This window comes from Nonomuraea sp. NPDC050663, assembly GCF_044456985.1.
Lineage (GTDB): Bacteria > Actinomycetota > Actinomycetes > Streptosporangiales > Streptosporangiaceae > Nonomuraea.
In genome coordinates this window covers 274,193-293,606 of record NZ_JBITGL010000005.1, presented here as the reverse complement: position 1 = coordinate 293,606, position 19,414 = coordinate 274,193, and the positions used below count along the sequence as shown (strand labels likewise).

At 72.1% G+C, this 19,414-nt stretch carries 15 protein-coding genes; 7 read left to right on the top strand and 8 right to left on the bottom strand.

What is annotated here, in order from left to right:
* Window positions 1-2 precede the first annotated feature (2 nt).
* From ACIBH1_RS18315 to ACIBH1_RS18305, 3 genes are read left to right on the top strand one after another with little or no spacing between them, the layout of a single operon-like run.
* Window positions 3-683, top strand: a complete 681-nt coding sequence (locus tag ACIBH1_RS18315; RefSeq protein ID WP_397314947.1) for a response regulator transcription factor — start codon at window positions 3-5, stop codon at window positions 681-683.
* Window positions 680-1,993, top strand: coding sequence for a sensor histidine kinase (locus tag ACIBH1_RS18310; protein ID WP_397314946.1), 1,314 nt, complete (start codon window positions 680-682; stop codon window positions 1,991-1,993). The genes ACIBH1_RS18315 and ACIBH1_RS18310 overlap by 4 nt, the downstream gene beginning before the upstream one ends.
* A gap of 52 nt (window positions 1,994-2,045) precedes the next feature.
* On the top strand, window positions 2,046-3,077 hold the full coding sequence (locus tag ACIBH1_RS18305) for a lytic polysaccharide monooxygenase (RefSeq protein WP_397314945.1): 1,032 nt from the start codon (window positions 2,046-2,048) through the stop codon (window positions 3,075-3,077).
* 112 nt (window positions 3,078-3,189) lie between these two features.
* Here ACIBH1_RS18305 and ACIBH1_RS18300 read toward each other — a convergent pair whose 3' ends face one another.
* The 5 genes from ACIBH1_RS18300 to ACIBH1_RS18280 form a co-directional block, all read right to left on the bottom strand.
* Window positions 3,190-4,461 carry a homoserine dehydrogenase gene (locus tag ACIBH1_RS18300; protein ID WP_397315330.1) on the bottom strand — a complete coding sequence of 424 codons (1,272 nt, stop codon included), beginning with the start codon at window positions 4,459-4,461 and terminating at the stop codon, window positions 3,190-3,192.
* Between the two features lie 17 nt (window positions 4,462-4,478).
* Entirely contained in the window at window positions 4,479-5,861 is a 1,383-nt protein-coding gene (gene lysA, locus ACIBH1_RS18295) for a diaminopimelate decarboxylase (protein WP_397314944.1), read from the bottom strand.
* 70 nt (window positions 5,862-5,931) lie between these two features.
* On the bottom strand, window positions 5,932-6,522 hold the full coding sequence (locus ACIBH1_RS18290; RefSeq protein ID WP_397314943.1) for an anticodon-binding protein: 591 nt from the start codon (window positions 6,520-6,522) through the stop codon (window positions 5,932-5,934).
* Between the two features lie 5 nt (window positions 6,523-6,527).
* The gene (locus ACIBH1_RS18285) at window positions 6,528-8,129 is read right to left on the bottom strand and encodes a tetratricopeptide repeat protein (protein WP_397314942.1); all 1,602 of its coding nucleotides are present in this window, start codon (window positions 8,127-8,129) and stop codon (window positions 6,528-6,530) included.
* A 167-nt stretch (window positions 8,130-8,296) separates the two neighbouring features.
* Window positions 8,297-10,132, bottom strand: a complete 1,836-nt coding sequence (locus ACIBH1_RS18280) for a hypothetical protein (protein WP_397314941.1) — start codon at window positions 10,130-10,132, stop codon at window positions 8,297-8,299.
* A gap of 51 nt (window positions 10,133-10,183) precedes the next feature.
* Between ACIBH1_RS18280 and ACIBH1_RS18275 the strand changes: the two genes are divergently transcribed.
* Both ACIBH1_RS18275 and treS read left to right on the top strand, forming a co-directional pair.
* Window positions 10,184-11,818 carry an asparagine synthetase B family protein gene (locus ACIBH1_RS18275; RefSeq protein WP_397314940.1) on the top strand — a complete coding sequence of 545 codons (1,635 nt, stop codon included), beginning with the start codon at window positions 10,184-10,186 and terminating at the stop codon, window positions 11,816-11,818.
* Between the two features lie 237 nt (window positions 11,819-12,055).
* On the top strand, window positions 12,056-13,732 hold the full coding sequence (gene treS, locus ACIBH1_RS18270; RefSeq protein WP_397314939.1) for a maltose alpha-D-glucosyltransferase: 1,677 nt from the start codon (window positions 12,056-12,058) through the stop codon (window positions 13,730-13,732).
* Here treS and ACIBH1_RS18265 read toward each other — a convergent pair.
* A complete protein-coding gene (locus ACIBH1_RS18265; RefSeq protein WP_397314937.1) occupies window positions 13,729-14,319 on the bottom strand; it encodes a DNA-binding response regulator in 591 nt (196 codons plus the stop codon). The two genes, treS and ACIBH1_RS18265, sit on opposite strands and share 4 nt — an antisense overlap.
* Window positions 14,316-15,383: a sensor histidine kinase gene (locus tag ACIBH1_RS18260; RefSeq protein WP_397314936.1), complete on the bottom strand. Its 1,068-nt coding sequence runs from the start codon at window positions 15,381-15,383 to the stop codon at window positions 14,316-14,318. Before ACIBH1_RS18260 ends, ACIBH1_RS18265 begins: the two co-directional genes overlap by 4 nt.
* A 152-nt stretch (window positions 15,384-15,535) precedes the next feature.
* Between ACIBH1_RS18260 and ACIBH1_RS18255 the strand changes: the two genes are divergently transcribed.
* Both ACIBH1_RS18255 and ACIBH1_RS18250 read left to right on the top strand, forming a co-directional pair.
* Window positions 15,536-16,417, top strand: coding sequence for an ABC transporter ATP-binding protein (locus tag ACIBH1_RS18255; protein ID WP_397314935.1), 882 nt, complete (start codon window positions 15,536-15,538; stop codon window positions 16,415-16,417).
* The gene (locus ACIBH1_RS18250; protein ID WP_397314934.1) at window positions 16,414-17,103 is read left to right on the top strand and encodes an ABC transporter permease; all 690 of its coding nucleotides are present in this window, start codon (window positions 16,414-16,416) and stop codon (window positions 17,101-17,103) included. Before ACIBH1_RS18255 ends, ACIBH1_RS18250 begins: the two co-directional genes overlap by 4 nt.
* On the opposite strand, the gene ACIBH1_RS18245 is transcribed toward ACIBH1_RS18250, so the two are convergent.
* Window positions 17,072-19,366, bottom strand: a complete 2,295-nt coding sequence (locus tag ACIBH1_RS18245; RefSeq protein ID WP_397314933.1) for an FtsX-like permease family protein — start codon at window positions 19,364-19,366, stop codon at window positions 17,072-17,074. The two genes, ACIBH1_RS18250 and ACIBH1_RS18245, sit on opposite strands and share 32 nt — an antisense overlap.
* Between the last annotated feature and the right edge of the window lie 48 nt (window positions 19,367-19,414).

Genomic DNA, 19,414 nt, shown 5'->3' with positions numbered 1-19,414 from the left:
CCATGGCGACGGTTCTGGTGGTCGAGGACGACGAGTTCGTGAGGTCGGCGCTGATCCACGAGCTCGCCCGGCGGCGGCACGCCGTCCGCAGCGCCGGGTGCGCGCTCGACGCCCTGCGGGAGATCTCGCAGAACCCGCCCGACGCCGTCATCCTCGATCTGGGCCTGCCCGATCTCGACGGCGCCGAGGCGCTGCGCATGGTGCGCGGCATCTCCGACGTGCCGGTCATCGTGGCCACCGCCCGCGACGAGGAGTCGGAGATCGTCAGGCTGCTGGAGATCGGCGCCGACGACTACCTGGTCAAGCCGTTCTCGGGCGATCATCTGGCCGCCCGTCTCGACGCCGTGCTGCGCAGGGCCAGGTCGGCCACGCTCCGGCCGCGGCTGCTCGACGCGGGCGGGCTCCGGCTGGACCTGGACAGGCGCGCCGCCACGCTCGACGGTGTGCCGCTGTCGCTGACCAGGCGCGAGTTCGACCTGCTGGCCTATTTGGCCGCCCGCGCCGACCGGGTGGTGCCGCGGCGCGAGCTGCTGACGGAGGTGTGGCAGCAGTCCTACGGCGACGACCAGACGATCGACGTGCACCTGTCGTGGCTGCGGCGCAAGCTCGGCGAGAGCGCGGCCGTTCCCCGATACCTGCACACCGTGCGCGGGGTGGGCGTCATGTTGTCAGCGCCGCGATGAGAGGCACGCTGGCCGTCCTGATGGTCGCGGTCACCTCCATGGTGGCGCTGGCCTTCCTGGTGCCGCTCGCCCTCATCGTCAAGGAGACCGCGCAGAGCAGGGCTCTGGCCGACGCCGAGCGCCAGGTCTCGGCGCTGGTCCCGGTGCTGGCCGTCACCACCGAGGCCGCCGATCTGGAGCTGGCGATGGCGCGCACGGAGGCGGGCAGGCGCGGTGACCTGGTCGTCCACGTCGTCGAGCGGCCCGCGCGGGCCGTCGGCGGCACCGGCCGGGCGCCGGCCGCCGAGGTGGCCAGAGCGGCCGAGCAGACGGCGGCCAGCACCCTCGAACGGGCCGACGGCCACATCCTGCTGCGCCCGGTCGCGCTCGACCACGCGCGCAGCGCGGTGATCGAGGTGTTCGTCCCCGCGGGCGAGCTCAACCGGGGCGTGATCGGCTCGTGGGCGGTGCTGACCGGGGTGGCCCTGGTGCTGGTGCTCGGTTCGGTGCTGGTCGGCGACCGGCTGGGCGCCCGCGTGGTGCGCGCCACCCGCCGGCTCGGCCGGGCCGCCACCGCCCTGGGCAGGGGCGAGCTGAACGAGCGCATCCACCCCGAGGGGCCTCCGGAGCTGGTCGCGGCGGCCACGGCCTTCAACGCCATGGCCAACCAGGTCAGCCATCTCCTGGCGGCGGAACGTGAACTGGCGGCCGACCTGTCGCACCGCCTGCGCACCCCGCTGACCGCACTCCGGCTGAGCCTGGACCATCTCGGGCCGGGCGCGGAGCAGAGCCGCCTGGCCCTGGGCAGGCTGGAGGGCGAGGTCGACCAGATCATCGCCGCGGCGCGCAGGCCGTCCAGGGCGCCCGCCGAGGGCTGCGACGCGGCCGAAGTGCTGCGCGAGCGGCTGACGTTCTGGTCGGCGCTGGCCGAGGACCAGGGCAGGCCCTGGGACCTGGTGGGAGCCACCCTGCCGGTGCGCGTGCCGGTGGCCGCCGCCGACCTCGGTGCCGCCGTCGACGCGCTGCTCGGCAACGTCTTCCGTCACACCGCCGAGGGCACGGCGTTCACGGTCACCCTGCACGAGGGCACGGGTACGGGCACCGTGGGCATCCTCGTGGCCGACGCCGGAAGCGGCATCCCCGACCCGGAGACGGCGTTGACGCGCGGCGCGAGCGGGGCGGGATCCACGGGGCTGGGCCTCGACATCGCCCGCCGCCTGGCCGAGTCGACCGGCGGATCGTTGCGGCTCGACACCTCCTCGCTGGGCGGGGCCCAGGTGCAGGTCTGGCTGCGCACCGGTCCCGTCAAGAAGCCCATAAGCCGTCCTTAACGGCCACTTAAGCAGCATATTTCGGCATCGGAGGTGGTCCAGGGTTGGCTCCATGCAGATCAACCGCAAGGCGATCGTCGCCACCAGTCTCGCCGCCCCCACCGTGCTCGTGCTCACGCTCGTTCCCGGCGCGGCGAACGCGCACGGCACCATGAACAACCCGCCCAGCCGCACGATGGTCTGCTACACCGAGGGCCCGGAGAACCCGAAGACGGCCGCCTGCAAGGCCGCCGTCGCGCTGGGCGGCACGCAGCCGCTCTACGACTGGAACGAGGTCAACATCGCCGCCGCCGCGGGCCGCCACCGCGAGCTCATCCCCGACGGCCAGCTGTGCAGCGCGGGCCGCGCCAAGTACCGCGGCTTCGACCAGGCGCGCGCCGACTGGCCCGCCACCAGCCTGACCAGCGGCGCCGCCCACACCTTCCAGTTCCGCGCCACCGCGCCGCACGCCGGCGGGTTCGAGCTGTACATCACCAGGGACGGCTACGACCCGGCCAAGCCGCTGAAGTGGTCGGACCTGGAGAGCACGCCGTTCCTCAAGAAGGCCAACCCGGCGCTCTCCAACGGCGCCTACGTCCTGGACGCCAAGCTGCCGGTCAAGTCCGGCCGCCACCTGATCTACGCGATCTGGCAGCGCAGCGACAGCCCCGAGGCCTTCTACTCCTGCAGCGACGTGGTCTTCGGCGGCTCCAACCCGACCCCGGCGCCCACCGTGGCCCCGACTGCGACCGCGACGCCCAAGCCCACCCCCACGGTCACCCCGACCTCGAAGCCGACGTCCACCCCCACGCCCGCTCCCACCTCCACCGGGGGGCCGATCTCCGTGTCGGCCATCTCGGCGGGTGTCGGCGTGAGCCCGGCCAAGGTCGCGACCGGCGGCTCGGTCACCGTGACCGCCGTCTGCGGCGGCTCCCAGGTCGCCTCGATCGCCTCCAGCGCCTTCAAGCCGGTGCGGGCCGACGCCCCGGTGCCCACCGTCGCCTGGGCGCCGGTGCTCAAGGCCGCCCGCGCCGGCACCTACCCGGTGGTCGTGCGCTGCAAGGACGGCGGCTCCGCCCGGACCAGCCTCACCGTCACGGGCTGACCTCCCAAGCCGTACGGCACGGGCCCGCGTGGGCACGCCAGGCCCCTGCCGTACAGCGAAGAGCCCGCCCCCCAGGCCACGGGAGGCGGGCTCTTCCATGTCTCGCGACGGGTCAGTCGCCCTCGACCCGCATGACGCTGGCCACGGCCCGCACGATGTCGAGCTCGCGCAGCCCCGCCATGGTGGCGGTCAGCGCCGCGTCGGTGGCCTGGTGGGTGACGATGACGAGCTGGGCGTCGTCACCGTGGCCCTCCTGGCGCACGGTCTGGATCGAGACGTCGTGCTGGGCGAACTCCTCGGCCACCCGGGCCAGGACGCCCGGCTTGTCGGCCACGTCGAGCGCCACGTGGCAGCGCGTCACGGTCTCGCCCATGACGTGCACCGGCAGGTCGGCGTAGGTGGACTCGTCGGGCCCGCGGGTGCCGGCCCGGCGGTTGCGCGCCACGGCGACGATGTCGCCGAGCACCGCGGAGGCGGTCGGCGCGCCTCCGGCGCCCTTGCCGTAGAACATGAGCTGCCCGGCCGACTCGGCCTCGACGAACACGGCGTTGTAGGCCTCGCGCACCCCGGCCAGCGGGTGCGTGCGCGGGATCATCGCCGGGTGCACGCGCACGCCGATCGAGCGGCCGTCGTCGGACTTGGCGCAGATGGCCAGCAGCTTGATGACGTAGCCCATCGCCTTGGCGGAGGCGACGTCGGTCGCGGTGATCTCGGTGATGCCCTCGCGGTGCACCTCGGCGGCGGTCACCCGGCTGTGGAAGGCCAGCGACGCCAGGATCGCGGCCTTGGCGGCGGCGTCGAAGCCCTCGACGTCGGCGGTCGGGTCGGCCTCGGCGTAGCCCAGCGACTGGGCCTCCTCCAGCGCGTCGGTGAAGGAGGCGCCGGTGGAGTCCATCTTGTCGAGGATGTAGTTGGTGGTGCCGTTGACGATGCCCAGCACCCGCTTGACGTGGTCGCCGGCCAGCGATTCGCGCAGCGGGCGCAGCAGCGGGATCGCGCCGGCGACGCTGGCCTCGTAGTACAGGTCGCCGTTGCCCTGGCGCGCCGCCTCGAACAACGTCGCGCCGTCCTCGGCGAGCAGCGCCTTGTTGGCGGTGACGACGGACTTGCCGCTCGACAGCGCCGTGACGATGAGGGAGCGCGCGGGCTCGATGCCGCCGATCACCTCGACGACGATGTCGACGTCGTCGCGGGCGACCAGGCTCTCGCCGTCGGTGGTGACCAGCGCGGGGTCGACCTCGACGTCGCGCTTGCGCCCGAGCTTGCGTACGGCGACGCCGGCCAGCTCCAGCGGAGCCCCGATGCGGGCGGCCAGGTCGTCGGCCTGCTCGCGCATCAGCTTGATCACCTGCGAGCCGACCACACCACAGCCCAGCAGGGCCACTTTCAACGGTTTGTCGCTCACAGCTGCCCCCTCAACAGGTCGTCCTCGGTCTCACCCTGCACGATGACGCGGGACTGGCCGTTGCGCACGGCGACCACGGCGGGCTTGGGCAGGTAGTTGTAGTTGCTGGCCAGCGACCGGCAGTAGGCGCCGGTGGCGGCGACCGCCAGCAGGTCGCCAGGTGCCAGGTCGCCCGGCAGGTAGTGGTCGCGCACGATGATGTCGCCGCTCTCGCAGTGCTTGCCGACCACCCGGCTGAGCATCGGCTGGGCGCCGGACTCGCGGCTGGCCAGCACGGTGGTGTATTCGGCGCCGTACAGCGCGGTGCGCACGTTGTCGCTCATGCCGCCGTCGACGCTGACGTAGGTGCGCAGGCCCTCGACGTCCTTGACGGTGCCGACCGTGTAGAGGCTGATGCCTCCGGGGCCGACGATGCCGCGGCCGGGCTCGACGGTCAGCTTCGGCACCGGCAGCCCGGCGTCGGTGCAGACCTTCGCCACGATCTCGCGCAGGGAGTCGGCGATCTCCTTGACGTCGGGCGCGACCTCGTCGGGGGTGTAGGCGATGCCGTACCCGCCGCCCAGGTCGAGCTCCGGCAGGACCACGCCGTGCTCTTCCTTGATCGCCACCAGCAGCGTGCTCAGGCGGCGTGCGGCCACCTCGAACCCGGCGGTGTCGACGATCTGCGACCCGATGTGGGAGTGCAGGCCGACCAGGTTGAGCTGCGGCAGCGCCAGGATCCTGCGGACGGCCTCGGCCGCCGCGCCGGTGTTCAGCGACAGGCCGAACTTCTGGTCGTCGTGGGCGGTGGCGATGAACTCGTGGGTGTGCGCCTCGACGCCGGTGGTCACCCGGATCATGACGTCGGGGCGCTTGCCGTGCTTGTCGGCCAGGTAGCCCAGGCGGGCGATCTCCTCGTAGGAGTCGACCACGATGTGCCCGACGCCGACCTCCAGGGCGCGGGTCAGCTCGGCCTCGGACTTGTTGTTGCCGTGCATCGTGATGCGCTCGGGCGGGAAGCCGACGGCCAGCGCCACGGCGAGCTCGCCGCCGCTGGCCACGTCGAGGCTCAGTCCCTCGGCGTCGAGCCAGCGCACCATCTCCTTGCACAGGAACGCCTTGCCGGCGTAGTGCACCTCGGAGCCGGCGAAGGCGGAGGCGTAGTCGCGCATGCGCGAGCGCACGTCGTCCTCGTCGAGGACGTAGAGCGGCGTGCCGTACTGCTCGGCCAGGTCGCGGACGTCGACGCCGCCGATCGTGAGCGCGCCGTCGGTCCGACCGGACGTTCGCGGCCAGATCTCGGGGTGGATCCGGTTGAGGTCGGCGGGCGCCAGCGGCGGGCGCTCCTGAGGCAGCATCTCGGCGTGCCTGTCCCCGGCGGGGTGGACGAATCGGCTCACCCGAACGAGGCTATCGGACCGGTGGAAGCAGGTGGACATCGTGCCCACCAGTCGAGACGGAGATTTTCCTTCAGACCTGCTTTGTCGCAGGAAGTACTTTCTGTACGGCTTGCGCCAGCCACATACGCGCCGTATGAAGCTCGCTGGGCTCTTCGTCACCCTTGGGGTGCGCCGGGGCGTTCTCGTGCGCATCGTGATAGGCGGTCGCGAGCCTCACCAGATACGCCGGCCATCCGGGATCGCGGCTCGCCCTCCTGCCGGGCAGCTCGGCCAGCACCCGCAGGACCCCGCGGTCCCAGGGGCCGTCGAGCAGCCGCGGCACGAACGGCTCGGACGGCACCCCCAGGTCGCGCGCCCACCGCTGCGCGTTCGCGGCCCGCGCGGCGGCGTAGCGCACCACGAATCCGGGGTTGTCCCAGGTGCGCGGCAGGTCGGGCCAGCCCTGGTCCTCGATGTGCTCGAAGGCGCCGTTCAGCAGCTCGCCCGGGACCTCGACGACGATCCTGATCAGCCCGCCCGGCAGCACGCGCGCGCCGGGCACGCGCGCCGCGAGCTCGTGCGGGTCGAGCCCGCGCCTGAGCGCCGCGGCCGACACGTACGCCGCCTCGTGCACCCACGTCCCCTCCGGGGTGGGCGGCTCGCCAAGGATGTCGAACTCCACCCTCCCTATGGTGTACCGCTCACCAGGCGCAACATCTCGCGGGCGCCCTGGTAGTCGGGATCCAGGGCCAGGGCCTGCTCGTAGCACTGCCTGGCCTCCTGCCGTTGCCCGGGACCGCGCAGGATCGCGTCGCCGAGGAAGCGCCACGCCTGGGGCGTCGGCCGGATCGCGATCGAGCGCCTGAACTGGGCGATCGCCAGCTCGTAACGGCCTGTCATGTAGTAGGAGTCACCCAGCCCGAGCCTGCCGTACTCCAGGTCGGGCTCGATCGCCAGCGCCGCCTGGAACTGCCCGATCGCCTCCTCGTAGCGGCTCTCGCGGAACAGCTCCGTCGCCCTGGCCAGGTGGGCGCCCGCCGTGGAGACCGGGCGCGCCGCCAGCGGGAGCAACTGGAGCACCCTGGCGTGCAGCTCTGGGTCCTGCTCCTTGAGGTCGTCGCGCAGGATCGCCGCCTGCTCGGGGCCCAGACCCATGATCATGGCGGCCATGATGTGCTCCTGGACCTCTCCGGGCGGCACCGACGGGTCGATGGTCAGCGAGCCGCCCTCGTAGTGGGCACGCAGCTCGCGTTCGGCCCGCGGGGCGGGCGGCTGCTCCAGCAGGAGGGCCCACGCGCGTGCTTCGGGATCGGCCGCGATCGAGCCCATCCGCACCATGGCGCGCAGCAGGTCGTTGCGCTCCCTGCCGGTGCGGGTCTCGAGCCTGGCCTTCAGCTCGGCCTTGGCCTCGGGCCAGCGCCGCAGTTCGAGCAGGGTCCCTGCCAGGTCGGTCAGGGTCACGTCGCGCTGGTCGCCGGCGTCGAGCATGTCGCGTAACAACACCAGCCGGGGCTCCCAGTCGCGCACGTCGCCGAGCAGGTCGACGAGGTGGTCGAGCTCCTCGTGGGAGCCTTCCGGCAGGCCGCGCAGCCGCTGGATCCACCGGGCCGCCTCCGCCGCCCGGTCGGGCCGCGACAACGCCCCGACCATGCCGATGCGCAGCACCACGAGGTCGTCGTCGGAGACGGCGAAGGCCATCGAGGGGATCGGCCCCCCGGACATCACCTGCTTGGCCAGCTGCAGGCAGGCGATGTGGGTGACCACGGGATGGGCGATCCGCCTGCCGCATCCGGCGTCGGCCTTGCCGACCTCCTCGGCCGCCTGTTTGAGCGCGCCGACGTCGACACCCTGGCGGATCTTCTGCGGCGTGAAGGTCGCGAGCTCGGCGGCCAGGGCCGACAGGGCGGCGGGCAGCGGCCTGCCCAGCTCGCGGTAGGCGGCGGAGGCGCGCTCGAAGTGGGCGGGCCGCGGATCGCTGGTCGGGGGCGAGGAGTAGGCGATCAGGAAGTGTCCCGCGGCTTCGGCGGCGAGGTGGCCGAGCGAGATGAGGACGTGGCCGATCCACTCCACCTCGCGGCGGCCCGCGGCGATCTCGGAGCGGGCGAAGTCGAGCAGGAAGGGCCAGGAGTGATCGAGGTCGGCCCGCCGCCTGCCGAGGAAGTCGGCGAGGTTCTCGGGGGAATGGACCGCCCGGGCGTCCCGGATGACCTCATCAACCTCTTTGCCCCGATTTTTCGTGTTATTCGGCAGGCTGCAGACCCACTCCGCTCCGATCACCGCGAAAGGCACCGAACAACACCCCCACGCCAGAATCCCGCTCAAGAGATTATCGAGGCGAGGTCCCGGAAAAAGCGAAGGCCCGGCGCCGATTTCCCCCGTTGGCGCCGAGCTCGCTGGTAAGAGTGTCTCGCGGTTTTCGTGGCGATGGTGTCCGCGAAATGTCCCGAAATCGAGACTCAGATGAGCGCGTGAGGCTCCGCGGAACCGTATTCGACCAGCTGAGCGGCCCCCAGCAGCCACCGGTCCTCGTCGCGCACCCGCACGTAGCCGAACCGGTCGGCCGAGAACACCCTGACCCCGTCGGTCCGGCACTGGCGCATCAGCACCTCGTCCCAGCCCTCCGTCAGGTCCGCGATGCCCAGCTCCCTCAGCGGGCCGCGGCGGGCCAGCAGGGTGGCGCCGTTGACCTCGGGCAGGTAGGAGTACTCCGCCTCCGGCTGCTTGAGCAGGGTGGCCTGGGCGGCCCGCAGGTGGGCGTAGTAGGCGGCCTTGCCCACGATGTCGGCGGTGGTGAACAGGAACGCCCTGGTCAGGTCGGACAGGTAGTGCTTGCCGTACACGTCGCGCGGGTCCATCACGGCGACCAGGTCGGCCTCGCACAGGTCGAGACCCCGGTCGAGCATGGCGCCGGTCGACAGCGCCGGGTCGAGCGGGCGGAAGACGACGTCCACGCCGGGCAGCGCCTCGCGGGCCCGCGCCTCGAGCTCGGCCGGGGCGAACAGCACGAGCTGCACCACCCCCGCCTGCTTGGCGATCTGGGCCAGCGCGGGCTCGGCCAGGTCGGCGGAAGGCAGCACCTGCATGACCGAGATGTCGAGCGTCGCCCGGTGGCTGGGCAGGCCGATGGCCTCCAGCAGGGCGTCGACGTGCCCGGTCATCGTGCCGCCCGCGTAGGCGCGGCGCAGGGCGGCGTGGGCGCGGCGCGAGTCGGGCTCGGGACCGATGGAGGTGCCGCACGCGGCGATCTCGGCCGCGCGCCACTGCGGGGTGCCCGGCGGCACCGAGACCGCCGACGGCCAGCGGTAGGAGGTGAGCTGGTCGGGATAGGACAGCTCCTCGGGCAGGAGCTGCTCCAGCGTGAGCACGCGGTCGATGCGGCCGCCCGGCAGCGGCAGCGGGTTGTGCACCCGGGGCTGGATGCCGAAGGGCAGCTGCGGCCAGCCGGAGGCGGACTCGACCGTGAAGCGGTGGTCGAACAGCTCGGCCGCGGCGGAGTAGTCGGCGATGCTGCCCTTGGTGTGCCAGAAGACCGTGCGGATGCCGCGCTCGGCGCACCAGCCCAGCAGGGCGCGCAGGCCGTCGCCCGGCGCGCCGACGATCTCCGCGGCCCAAGGCCCCTCGGCGACGGACTCGACGACGAGCAGATGCGGCGTCTCCAGCGGGAGCACTCGGGCGAAGTCACGCGGGGTGAAGCCGGTGGTCTGGCGCCACTCGTAGCGCAGCAGCGCCTCGGCGTGCGGGTCGGCGATCACCGCGGCGGTCAGGTGCGGCCGGGTGTTGGGACCGGTCGGGATGCGGAAGGGCTTGAGACGGAAGGAGGCGCCGTCGACCGTCCGGGTCGAGGAGACGGCCTGGAAGGAGGGCCTGTCGTCGGCCGAGGCGATCGGGAGCGGCTTGCGCTTGGGCGCCGCCGGGCGCTTGACCGCCTTGGCCGCGCCCTTCAGCCCCTTGGCGAGCCGTACCGGGTTGCTCTTGCCCGACTTGAGCGCATCTCCTATGCGGTTCCACCGGGCGACCTTCATCGAGGAGAGCTTCCACTGCGCGACCTCGGCCTGGTAGCGCTGCTCGGCGACCTCCTTGCGGAGTTTCTCCCCGGCCTCGCGCTCCTTGTTCAGCCGCTCCTCGGCCTCCTCCAGCCGTACGGCCAGGGCGCGCGCCTCCTCGGCGCTGCGCTCGGCCTCGGCCAGCCTGGCCTGTGCCGCGTCAAGCAGGCGCGCCAGCTCGGCGGCGTGTTCCGCTTGGGAAATGGCCTCCCGCAGGGCCCGGCGAGTGCTCTCCAGCTCCGTGCTCACGGTTCCGAAGGATACTCTTTGCACATTGGTGGCTCGAAGGGATGACATCCGGTGCAGTTCAATGTGCGGCCCTACGTCTGCGGCGCCCTCGGCCGGTTCGACGGCGCGCTGCTCGACCGGCTGACCGCGGCAGGACCGCGGGTCAAGCCCGCGCTGCGCACCGATGAGGCCGCCCTGTTCAGCAGCGTTCCGCTGCCGCCCTACCACCGGGCCGGTGAAGACTTCGCGTTCGCGTGGGGTGAGCGGCGGCCGTACGGCGCGGCGGAGTGGATCTCGGTCGCCGAGACCTACGAGACGCCCGGTCTGATCGGTTCGCCGGAAAAGCTGGTGCTCCATGCCGGCGCGCTCGGCCTGGTCGACCTCTACTACGTGCGACACGCCGACGCCGTCTACTTCTCCTCCCTCATCGAGCCCCTGCTGCAGATCGCCGGCGTGGAGATCGACTGGGAGGCCTGGGCCTCGATCATCCAGGTGACCTTCCCCCTCGGCGAGGCCACGCCGTATTCACGGATCAAGCGCCTGCCCGGCTCCAGCGCCATCACCCTCACCAGCGGCAGGTTCGGCATCGAGCGCAGGCTGCCGCGCTGGCTGCGCCAGGAGCCCTACGAGGCCTGGACCAGCGCCGGCGAGCTGCTGGAGATCCTTCACGAGGTCTACAAGGACTACGACGGCCGCCCGCTGCTGGTGCCGGTCTCCGGCGGCTACGACTCCCGCCTGCTGGCCAGCGTCGCCGTGGCGCGCGGCGCCGACGTGGAGTCGTGGACGACCAGCCCCGACGACGGCACCGACACCGACATCGCCTTCGCCAGGTCCATCACCCGCGAGCTGGGCATCCCCCACCGCGTCGTCACCCAGGACCCCTCCGCCTACCCCGCCGACGCGCTGGAGGTGGCGCGCAGGCTCGAGTGGCTCACCCCGCACCACGCCTGGTACGCCCCCTTCGCCAAGGAGGTGCACCAGTCGGGCCGCGTCCTCATCGACGGCCTGGCCGGCGGCCCGCTGCTGAAGAACTTCATGGTCAGCGGCTCGGCCCTGCAGGCGCGCACCCAGGCCGAACGCAGCGCCGCGCTGCTCGACTCGCTGTCGCTGGGCGCGCCGTCGATGCCGTTCCTGAGCGAGGCGGCAGCTCAGTGGGCGGGCGACTCGGTCAGGCGCTCCTTCGAGGAGTCCACCTCGATGTTCCACGGCCACCGCGCGGAGCTGCCGCTGTCGGTGCTGCACACGCGCACCGTGCGGGGCATCGCCCGCAGCGCGGTCAACCTGGTCGGCCCAGAGGCGTCCTTCGCGGCGCCGTTCATCCACCCGGCCTTCTTCGACGCCGCCCTGTCGGTGGGTGTGGCCCGCAAGGACGGCGGCAGGTTCTATCGCGAGCTGCTGCACGCCTCCAACCCGAGGGTGGCGGCGCTGCCCTCGACGAACGTGGTCAAGCAGCCGCTCAGGAGGGTGCCGCTGCGCTCGACCGCCGCGCCCGCCCGCGCCTACTCCCACGCCCATCTGACCCGGCTCCAGCGGGTGGTGCCCGGCCTGCTCTCCGACGAGCTGCACGCGGTCATCGCCGCAGGACCCGACGCGCTGACCCGTTTCCGCGGCTGGAACGACAGGTTCTGGGTGCGTGGTCTCACGCTCTTCGGCGCCTGGCTGGGCGACTTCGGGTTCGAGTCGCTTGACGGCCCATGGGAACAGTAGGTAACCAGAAGATTACAGACTGATCTCGAGGGTATGACGTAAGCAAGTCGAGATCCGGGTTCCGGATACCCCTGGGCCTGGTAGTGTTCGGCCCGTAAGCGCCGCGAACATCCGGGCAATCCCCGGAAAGGGCATGGAGTGCGCAGGGATGACGACTCCAGCGGCGCGGTCACCACATAACTGATGCCGGGGAACCGGTGACTTCGTCCTGCCCACATCTCCTTCTGTGAGCGTCATATGACCAACCCATCCGTCGGTGAGTCCTTCAAGTGGGAGGACCCCAGCTGGTACAAGCGGGCGGTGTTCTACGAGGTGCTGGTCCGGGGGTTCAAGGACTCCAACGGAGACGGAACCGGCGACCTCAAGGGTCTCGCCAGCAAGCTCGACTACCTGCAGTGGCTCGGAGTCGACTGCCTGTGGTTGCTGCCGTTGTACGAGTCGCCGCTTCGTGACGGCGGCTACGACATCTCCGACTACATGAAGATCCTGCCCGAGTTCGGCGACCTGGCCGACTTCGTGCAGCTCATCGAGTCGGCGCATTCACGCGGCTTGCGCATCATCACCGACCTGGTGATGAACCACACCAGCGACAAGCACCCGTGGTTCCAGGCCTCGCGCCACGATCCCGAGGGGCCCTACGGCGACTTCTACGTGTGGGCCGACGAGCCCGCCGGCTACCCGGACGCGCCGATCATCTTCATCGGGGCGGAGGAGTCCAACTGGACCTACGACCCGGTGCGCAAGCAGTACTACTGGCATCGTTTCTTCCACCACCAGCCGGATCTCAACTACGACAACCCGGCGGTGCAGGAGGCGATGCTGGAAGTGCTGCGCTTCTGGCTCGACCTGGGCATCGACGGCTTCCGGCTCGACGCCGTGCCGTACCTGTTCGAGCGGGAGGGCACCTCCTGCAGCGGCCTGCCCGAGACCCACGCCTACCTTCGCAAGGTGCGCGCCGAGGTCGACAGGCTCTACCCGGACCGGGTGCTGCTCGCGGAGGCCAACGGCTGGCCGGAGGACGTGGTCGAGTACTTCGGCGACCCGACCGTGGGAGGCGACGAATGCCACATGGCCTTCCACTTCCCGCTCATGCCGCGCATCTACATGGCGGTCAAGAAGCAGTCGCGCGAGCCGATCTCGGAGATCATGTCTCGCACGCCGAAGCTTCCCGACACCGCCCAGTGGGGCATCTTCCTGCGCAACCACGACGAGCTCACCCTGGAGACCGTCACCGAGGAAGAGCGCGACTACATGCACGCCGAGTACGCCAAGGACCCGCGCATGCGGGCCTACCTGGGCATCCGGCGCCGCCTGGCCCCGCTGCTCGACAACGACCGCGACCTGATCGAGCTCTTCCACGCCCTGCTGTTCTCCCTGCCCGGCTCGCCCGTCATGTACTACGGCGACGAGATCGGCATGGGTGACAACATCTGGCTGGAGGACCGCGACGCGGTGCGCACGCCGATGCAGTGGAGCCCCGACCGCAACGCGGGCTTCTCGACCGCGGACCCGGGACGGCTCTACCTGCCCGCGGTCATGGACCCGATCTACGGCTACCAGGCGGTCAACGTGGAGGCGCAGGAGCGCAGTGAGGGCTCCATGCTGCACTTCACCCGCCGCATGCTGCAGATCCGCAAGCAGCACCCGGTCTTCGGAACGGGCGCCTACACGGAGATGTGGTCGTCGAACTCGTCGGTGCTCACCTTCGTGCGGGAGGAGGGCGACGACCTGATGCTGTGCGTGAACAACCTGGCGAAGTTCCCGCAGCCGGTCGAGCTCGACCTGCGCCGCTTCGAGGGCATGACGCCCGTCGAGGCGCGCGGAGGCGTGCACTTCCCGAAGATCGGCTCGCTGCCGTACCTTCTCACCCTGCCGGGTCACGGGTTCTACTGGTTCGCGCTGAAGGACCTCTAGATCCAGCCTTGCTCCCAGGCATGCTGCGCCGCGGCATGCCTGGACGAGACGCCTATCTTGGCCATCGCCGACGACAGGTAGTTGCGCACCGTGCCCGGCGCCAGATGCACCTGCTCGGAGATCCACGCGATCGACTCACCCGACCTGGCCGCCCGCAGGACCTCGAGCTCGCGCGCGGTCAGCGGGCAGTCGTTCTCGGTCAGCGCGGAGGCGGCGATGTCGGGATCGACGTAGCGCCTGCCCGCGTGCACCTCGCGGATGATCTCCGCCAGCCGCGAGGCCGGGGTGGTCTTCGGCACGAACGCCCGCACCCCGGTGGACAACGCCCGGCGCAACACACCCGGCCGCGCGTGCCGGGTCACGAGCACCACGGGCGCGTCGATCTGCTCGGCGGCCACCAGCCCGTCGCCCGGCGGCATCTCCAGGTCGAGCACCGCGACGTCGGGCCTGGTGCGTGCGGCCGCCGCCACCGCGCCGGTGCTCGTCTCCTCCTCTGCCACGATCTCCAGGTCGCCCTCGAGCCCCAGCAGCGCCACCAGCGCGCCCCTGATCAGCGCCTCGTCGTCGGCGATCAGCACCCGGATCATGCCGGCACCACAGCCCGCACCGTGAAACTCCCCTGCTCGTTGCCCCAGCTCAACTGCCCGCCCGCCGCCTCCACCCGCTCGGCCAGGGCGGCCAGGCCGCTCCCCGGTGCGGACGGCTCCTCGGCGCCGTCGTTCGTCACCGTCAGCGTCCCACGCCCCTCCTGTACGGCCAGCACCACGCTCGCCCTCGACGCCTGGGAGTGCCTGAGGATGTTGGTCGTGGCCTCGCGCGCCACCAGCCCGAGCAGCCGCCCCGCCGTACCCCCCACCTCGTCCCCGGCCGTGACGGTGGCGGCCACGCCCGCCGCCTTGAGCACCTTGACCGCGTTGGCCAGCTCGACGGAGAGCGAGACCTGCCGGTAGCCGCCGACCACCGCGCGGGTGTCGGTGAGGGCGTCGCGGGCCAGCTCCTGGACCTCCCGCATCAGACCGACGGCCGTGTCGCGGTCGGCGACCCGGGCGGCCAGCTCGCTCTTGAGCGCGATCACCTGCAGGTGGTGTCCCTGGATGTCGTGGAGCTCGGCCGCGAAGCGCAGCCGTTCCTCGGCCACGGCCAGCTCCGCGGCCACCACCCTGGCGTCCTCCAGTCGTTGCGCCACCTCGTAGGTCCACCACTGCATGCCGACCGCGACGCCGGTGCCCAGCGCCGAGGCGGCCATCAGCGCGGCCGTCGCGGGAGGGTATCCGCTGATCCACTGGGCCGCCAGGATCACGATCCCGACCCCGAGGATCACCGGGACCCGCCGTCCCTGCGGCAGCCGGAACACGATCGCGATGGCGAGCAGTCCGGCCGCCATGCTCCAGAACAGCGCCGCGGGCCGGTCGCCGCTCTGCCGGATCAGCGGGAAGGCCGCCGTCGCCGCCAGGGCTCCGGAGGCCGCCTCCAGCCACGCGCCGCGCCCGCGCACGATGTCCACGGCTCGCAGCATCAGCCTGATCGTGGCCGCCACGAGCAGCGTGACGAGCACGATCGCGATCACGCCCCGCGGTCCGTCGCCGGTGAGGGGCATCACCAGCAGCGGCCACAACACGAGCGGCGGACCGGCCAGGGTCCAGATCGTCACGTGCCGCAGTCTGGTCAGCGGTGAGGCTCGCATACCGGTGATTGTGCCTGTCCGGGCGTGTGACATGTGTCATCGGTTCTTGTGACAACCCCACGCGGTCACGGCCTCGTCCGGCACTACTGACCGCGCGCGGACCGGGCGAGTCTGGGGCCATGACACCAGTTGAGGTAGAGGGACTGCGGGCCACCTACGGCGATTTCGTCGCCGTGGACGGCATCGACCTGCGGGTTCACCAGGGCGAGATGTTCGCCCTGCTCGGCACCAACGGCGCGGGCAAGACCACGACGCTGGAGACCCTGGAGGGTCACCGCCGGGCCCAGGAGGGCCAGGTGCGTGTCATGGGCCTGGACCCCTTCACCCACCGGCGCCGCCTGGCCGGGACGGTCGCGACCATGCTGCAGGACTCAGGGTTCGCCGGCGAGCTGACCGCCGCCGAGACGCTGCGCATGTGGCAGCGGCTGCACCCCGAGCGCCAGGGGCCTGCCGACCCGCTGGCGGAGGTGGACCTGGACCACCGGCGCGACGTGCGGGTGCAGCAGCTGTCGGGCGGCGAGCGGCGCAGGCTGGACCTGGCGCTGGCCATCTCGACCGACCCCGACCTGCTCTTCCTCGACGAGCCGACCACCGGCCTGGACCCCGAGTCGCGCGAGCGCACCTGGCGGGTGCTGCGCGACCTGCTGGAGCGGGGCCGGAGCATCCTGCTCACCACGCACTACCTGGAGGAGGCCGAGGCGCTGGCCGACCAGATCGCGATCATGCACAGGGGCCGTATCGCGGTCAGCGGCACGCTGGCGGAGGTCGTGGGCGCCTACGCCTCCAGGATCCGCTGCGAGCTGCCCGCCGTGCCCGACAAGCTGCCGTTCTTCGAGGGCCAGGCCGCGCTCGACGGCAGGCGCCTGACGATCCGCACCCGCTGCCTCCAGGCCGACCTGCACCGCCTGCTGGCCTGGGCCGACGCCGAGGGCCAGACCCTCAAGCAGCTGTCGGCCACCGAAGCCTCCCTCGCCGAGATCTTCAAGGACGTGAACTCATGATCACCATCGCGCTGGCCGAGCTCCGGCTGATCCTCCGCAACCGCACCATCCTGGTGATGGCGACCGTGCTGCCGCTCGGTTTCCTCGCCCTCATGCTGGTCAACGGCCGCAACGACCGGCCCGAGATGGCCGTGCTGCACGTCATGATGATGATGGGCTTCACCGTCTTCCTGGCCGGCACCACCACCCTGACCAGCAGGCGGCAGCAGCTCTACCTCAAGCGCCTGCGCTCGTCGCCGACACCGGTGCCGTCGATCATCGCCGGTCTCATCGGCCCGCTGATCGTGCTGTCGCTGCTGCAGATCGGGCTCTTCCTCGGCCTGGCGGGCCAGCTGCCCGGCCGTCCCCTGCTGCTGGCCGCCGCCGCGCTGACGGGGGCGGTCACCTGGGGCGCCTTCTCCTTCCTCACCGCGGCCTTCACGCGCACCCCCGAGGCCGCCCAGATCACCACGGCGCCCGTCTACCTCCTGCTCCTCGGCGGCATGTTCTGGGTGCTCAACACGCCGGTCGACGCGGTCACACTGCCGCAGCTGCTGGTGCCGGGCGGCGCGATCTCGCAGCTCATCCGCCTGTCGTGGGGCGGGCCGGTCTCCACGGCCCCGCTGACCCTGGTGCTGGGGGCCGCCATCGCCGCGGCGGCGGTCGCCGTGGCCGTCAGGACCTTCCGCTGGGAACCCCGTGCGTGAGCCTGGCGGTGGTGACGTGGGCGCGGGCGGCGCGGCGGGCCGGGATCAGGGCCACCGCGAGGGCCGCGCTCACCGCCGCGAGCACCGTCACGACCAGGGTGACCGCGGCGGGCGGTCGCCCGATGCCCGCCCCGACGCCGCTGGTGTGGCCCTGCAGGTCGATCAGGCCGGTCACGGTGGCGGCGCCCACGGCGGTGCCGGTCAGCACCCCGACCACCACCAGGAGCCCGGTCGCCGTCACGAGGGTCGCGGTGACCTGCCGGGGCGTGAGGCCCATCGCCTTGAGCACCGCCAGGTCGGAGGCGTGGTCGCGCAGGCCGAGCCCGATGGCGGTGAGCAGGTTGGCCAGCCCGATCAGGGCGAGCACCGTGATCAGCGCGGCGATCACCGGCCGGAGCACCCCGAGCCGCTCGGCGGGGTTGACGACCCGCTGCACGTCGAGCCCCTCCTGAGAGGCCGACAGCAGCCGCAGCCGCACTTCGCCGGGATCGGCGCCCGGCTTCAGCACGAGCGCGTGGTAGCCGGGCGGCACGCTGTCCTTGGCCTCCAGCGTGTCGAGGCCCACCGACAGCACCTGGCCGTCGAGGTCGGGCTCGACCACCCGGCCCACGATGCGGACGATGAGCGGGCTGCCGCCCACGGTCAGGCGCACCCGGTCGCCGATCTTCACGCCGAGCAGGTCGAGCAGGCCCTGTCCTGCCACGCCCTCGCCGGGCTGGCTGTAGCCGCGGCCCTCCGCGACCGGGTAGGGGTACGGCTCGCGGGAGCCGCCGATGGCCCTGACCTGGACCGAGCGGGCCTCGCCCGGGGCCAGCGCGTTGACGGTGCTGCCCGGGTAGGAACGTTCGACGTCGGGCTCGCGGGCGATGAGTTCCTCGGCCTGGCCCTGGGTGAGCTTGCCGGTCTTGACGATGAGGGCCGCGCTCTGCCCGACCTGTTCAGGATTTTTCAGGAAACCGTCGAGCGTCGCCCACACGCCCAGCCCGATCGTGATCATCATCATCGGCACCGCCAGCCCGAAGGCCGTCAGGAACGCCGGCACCCTGCGGGTGAAGGCGTCGCGGGTGCCGAGCACCAGCGCGGGCGGCAGCCGTACGAGCAGGGCCAGCCTGGCCAGCCGCGACAGGTGGCCCCTGGGCGGCGCGGCGGGCGCGGCCGGAATCGGCGGGGTGCGCCCGCCGCGCCAGGCGGGCAGGCCGACCGCGGCCAGGACCACGAGGGCGGCCCCCGCCCCGATGGCCAGCACCGGCAGCGGCGCGGCCGCCCCGGCGCCCAGCAGCACCACCGGCAGCACCCAGCCTGCGGCCAGGCCAAGACCGATGCCGAGCAGGCCGAGCGCGCCGTGCTCGGCCACCAGCAGCAGCGCCACCTGGCCGCGCGTGAAGCCGAGCGACTTGAGCGTCGCCAGGTCGCGCAGCTGGCCCAGCACGCGCCCGCCCGCCGCGTTGGCCAGCGCCAGCGCCGCGGCGACCAGCCCGACCACGCCGAACAGCGCCAGCAGCGTGCCCAGCAGCCGGTTGTCGAGCTCCATCGCCGCCCGCACCTCGCGCCAGGTGTAGACGCGCTCCACCTGCCTCAGCTCGACCAGCACCCGCTGCGAGACCACCTGGGTGGCGTCGGCGTCGGCCAGCCGCAGGCCCGTCACCCACTCGCTGAGCTCGTGCTTGGGCTCGATCCTGTCGAGCGTGCTGGGCAGCACCCAGATCAGCCCGGGGGTCCACTCGGGATAGAAGCCCTGCTCGGCCGAGTCGGCGATGCCGCGCACGTAGAGCACCTGGCGCGAACCGCCGACCGTGTTGAGCGTCAGCGACGCGCCCAGCCGCAGGCCCGACGCCCTGGCGAAGGAACGTTCGACCACGGCGCCGTCGGGCTGCTCCGAGCTCAGCCACCTGCCCTCCTGGACCTGCGGCCTGGCCACCTCGGGGAGCTGGGCGGGCAGGCCGCGCAGCGCCGCCTGCGGCCGCTTGCCGTCCTGCACGAGCGTGACCGGCGCCGAGCGGTACGGCCCGGCGGAGGTGGCCACGCCGTCGAGCTCGCGCAGCCGCCACACGTCGGGGCGCTCGGTGGTGTGGATCCAGATGTGCGCGCCGTTGGTCTGGCCGAACAGCGAGCGCCACGGATTGGTGCCCTCTTCGAGCAGGGTCGCCCCGGTCAGCAGGGCCGCGAGGATGCCGGCCACGGCCAGCACCGTCAGCGCCGCCTGGCCCTTCCTGGCCCGCAGGTCGGCGCTGATCCACCGGGTCGCGGCGCGCGCGGTGCTCACGGGGTGCTCACGGGGTGCTCACGGGGTGCTCACGAGGAGGCTCACGAG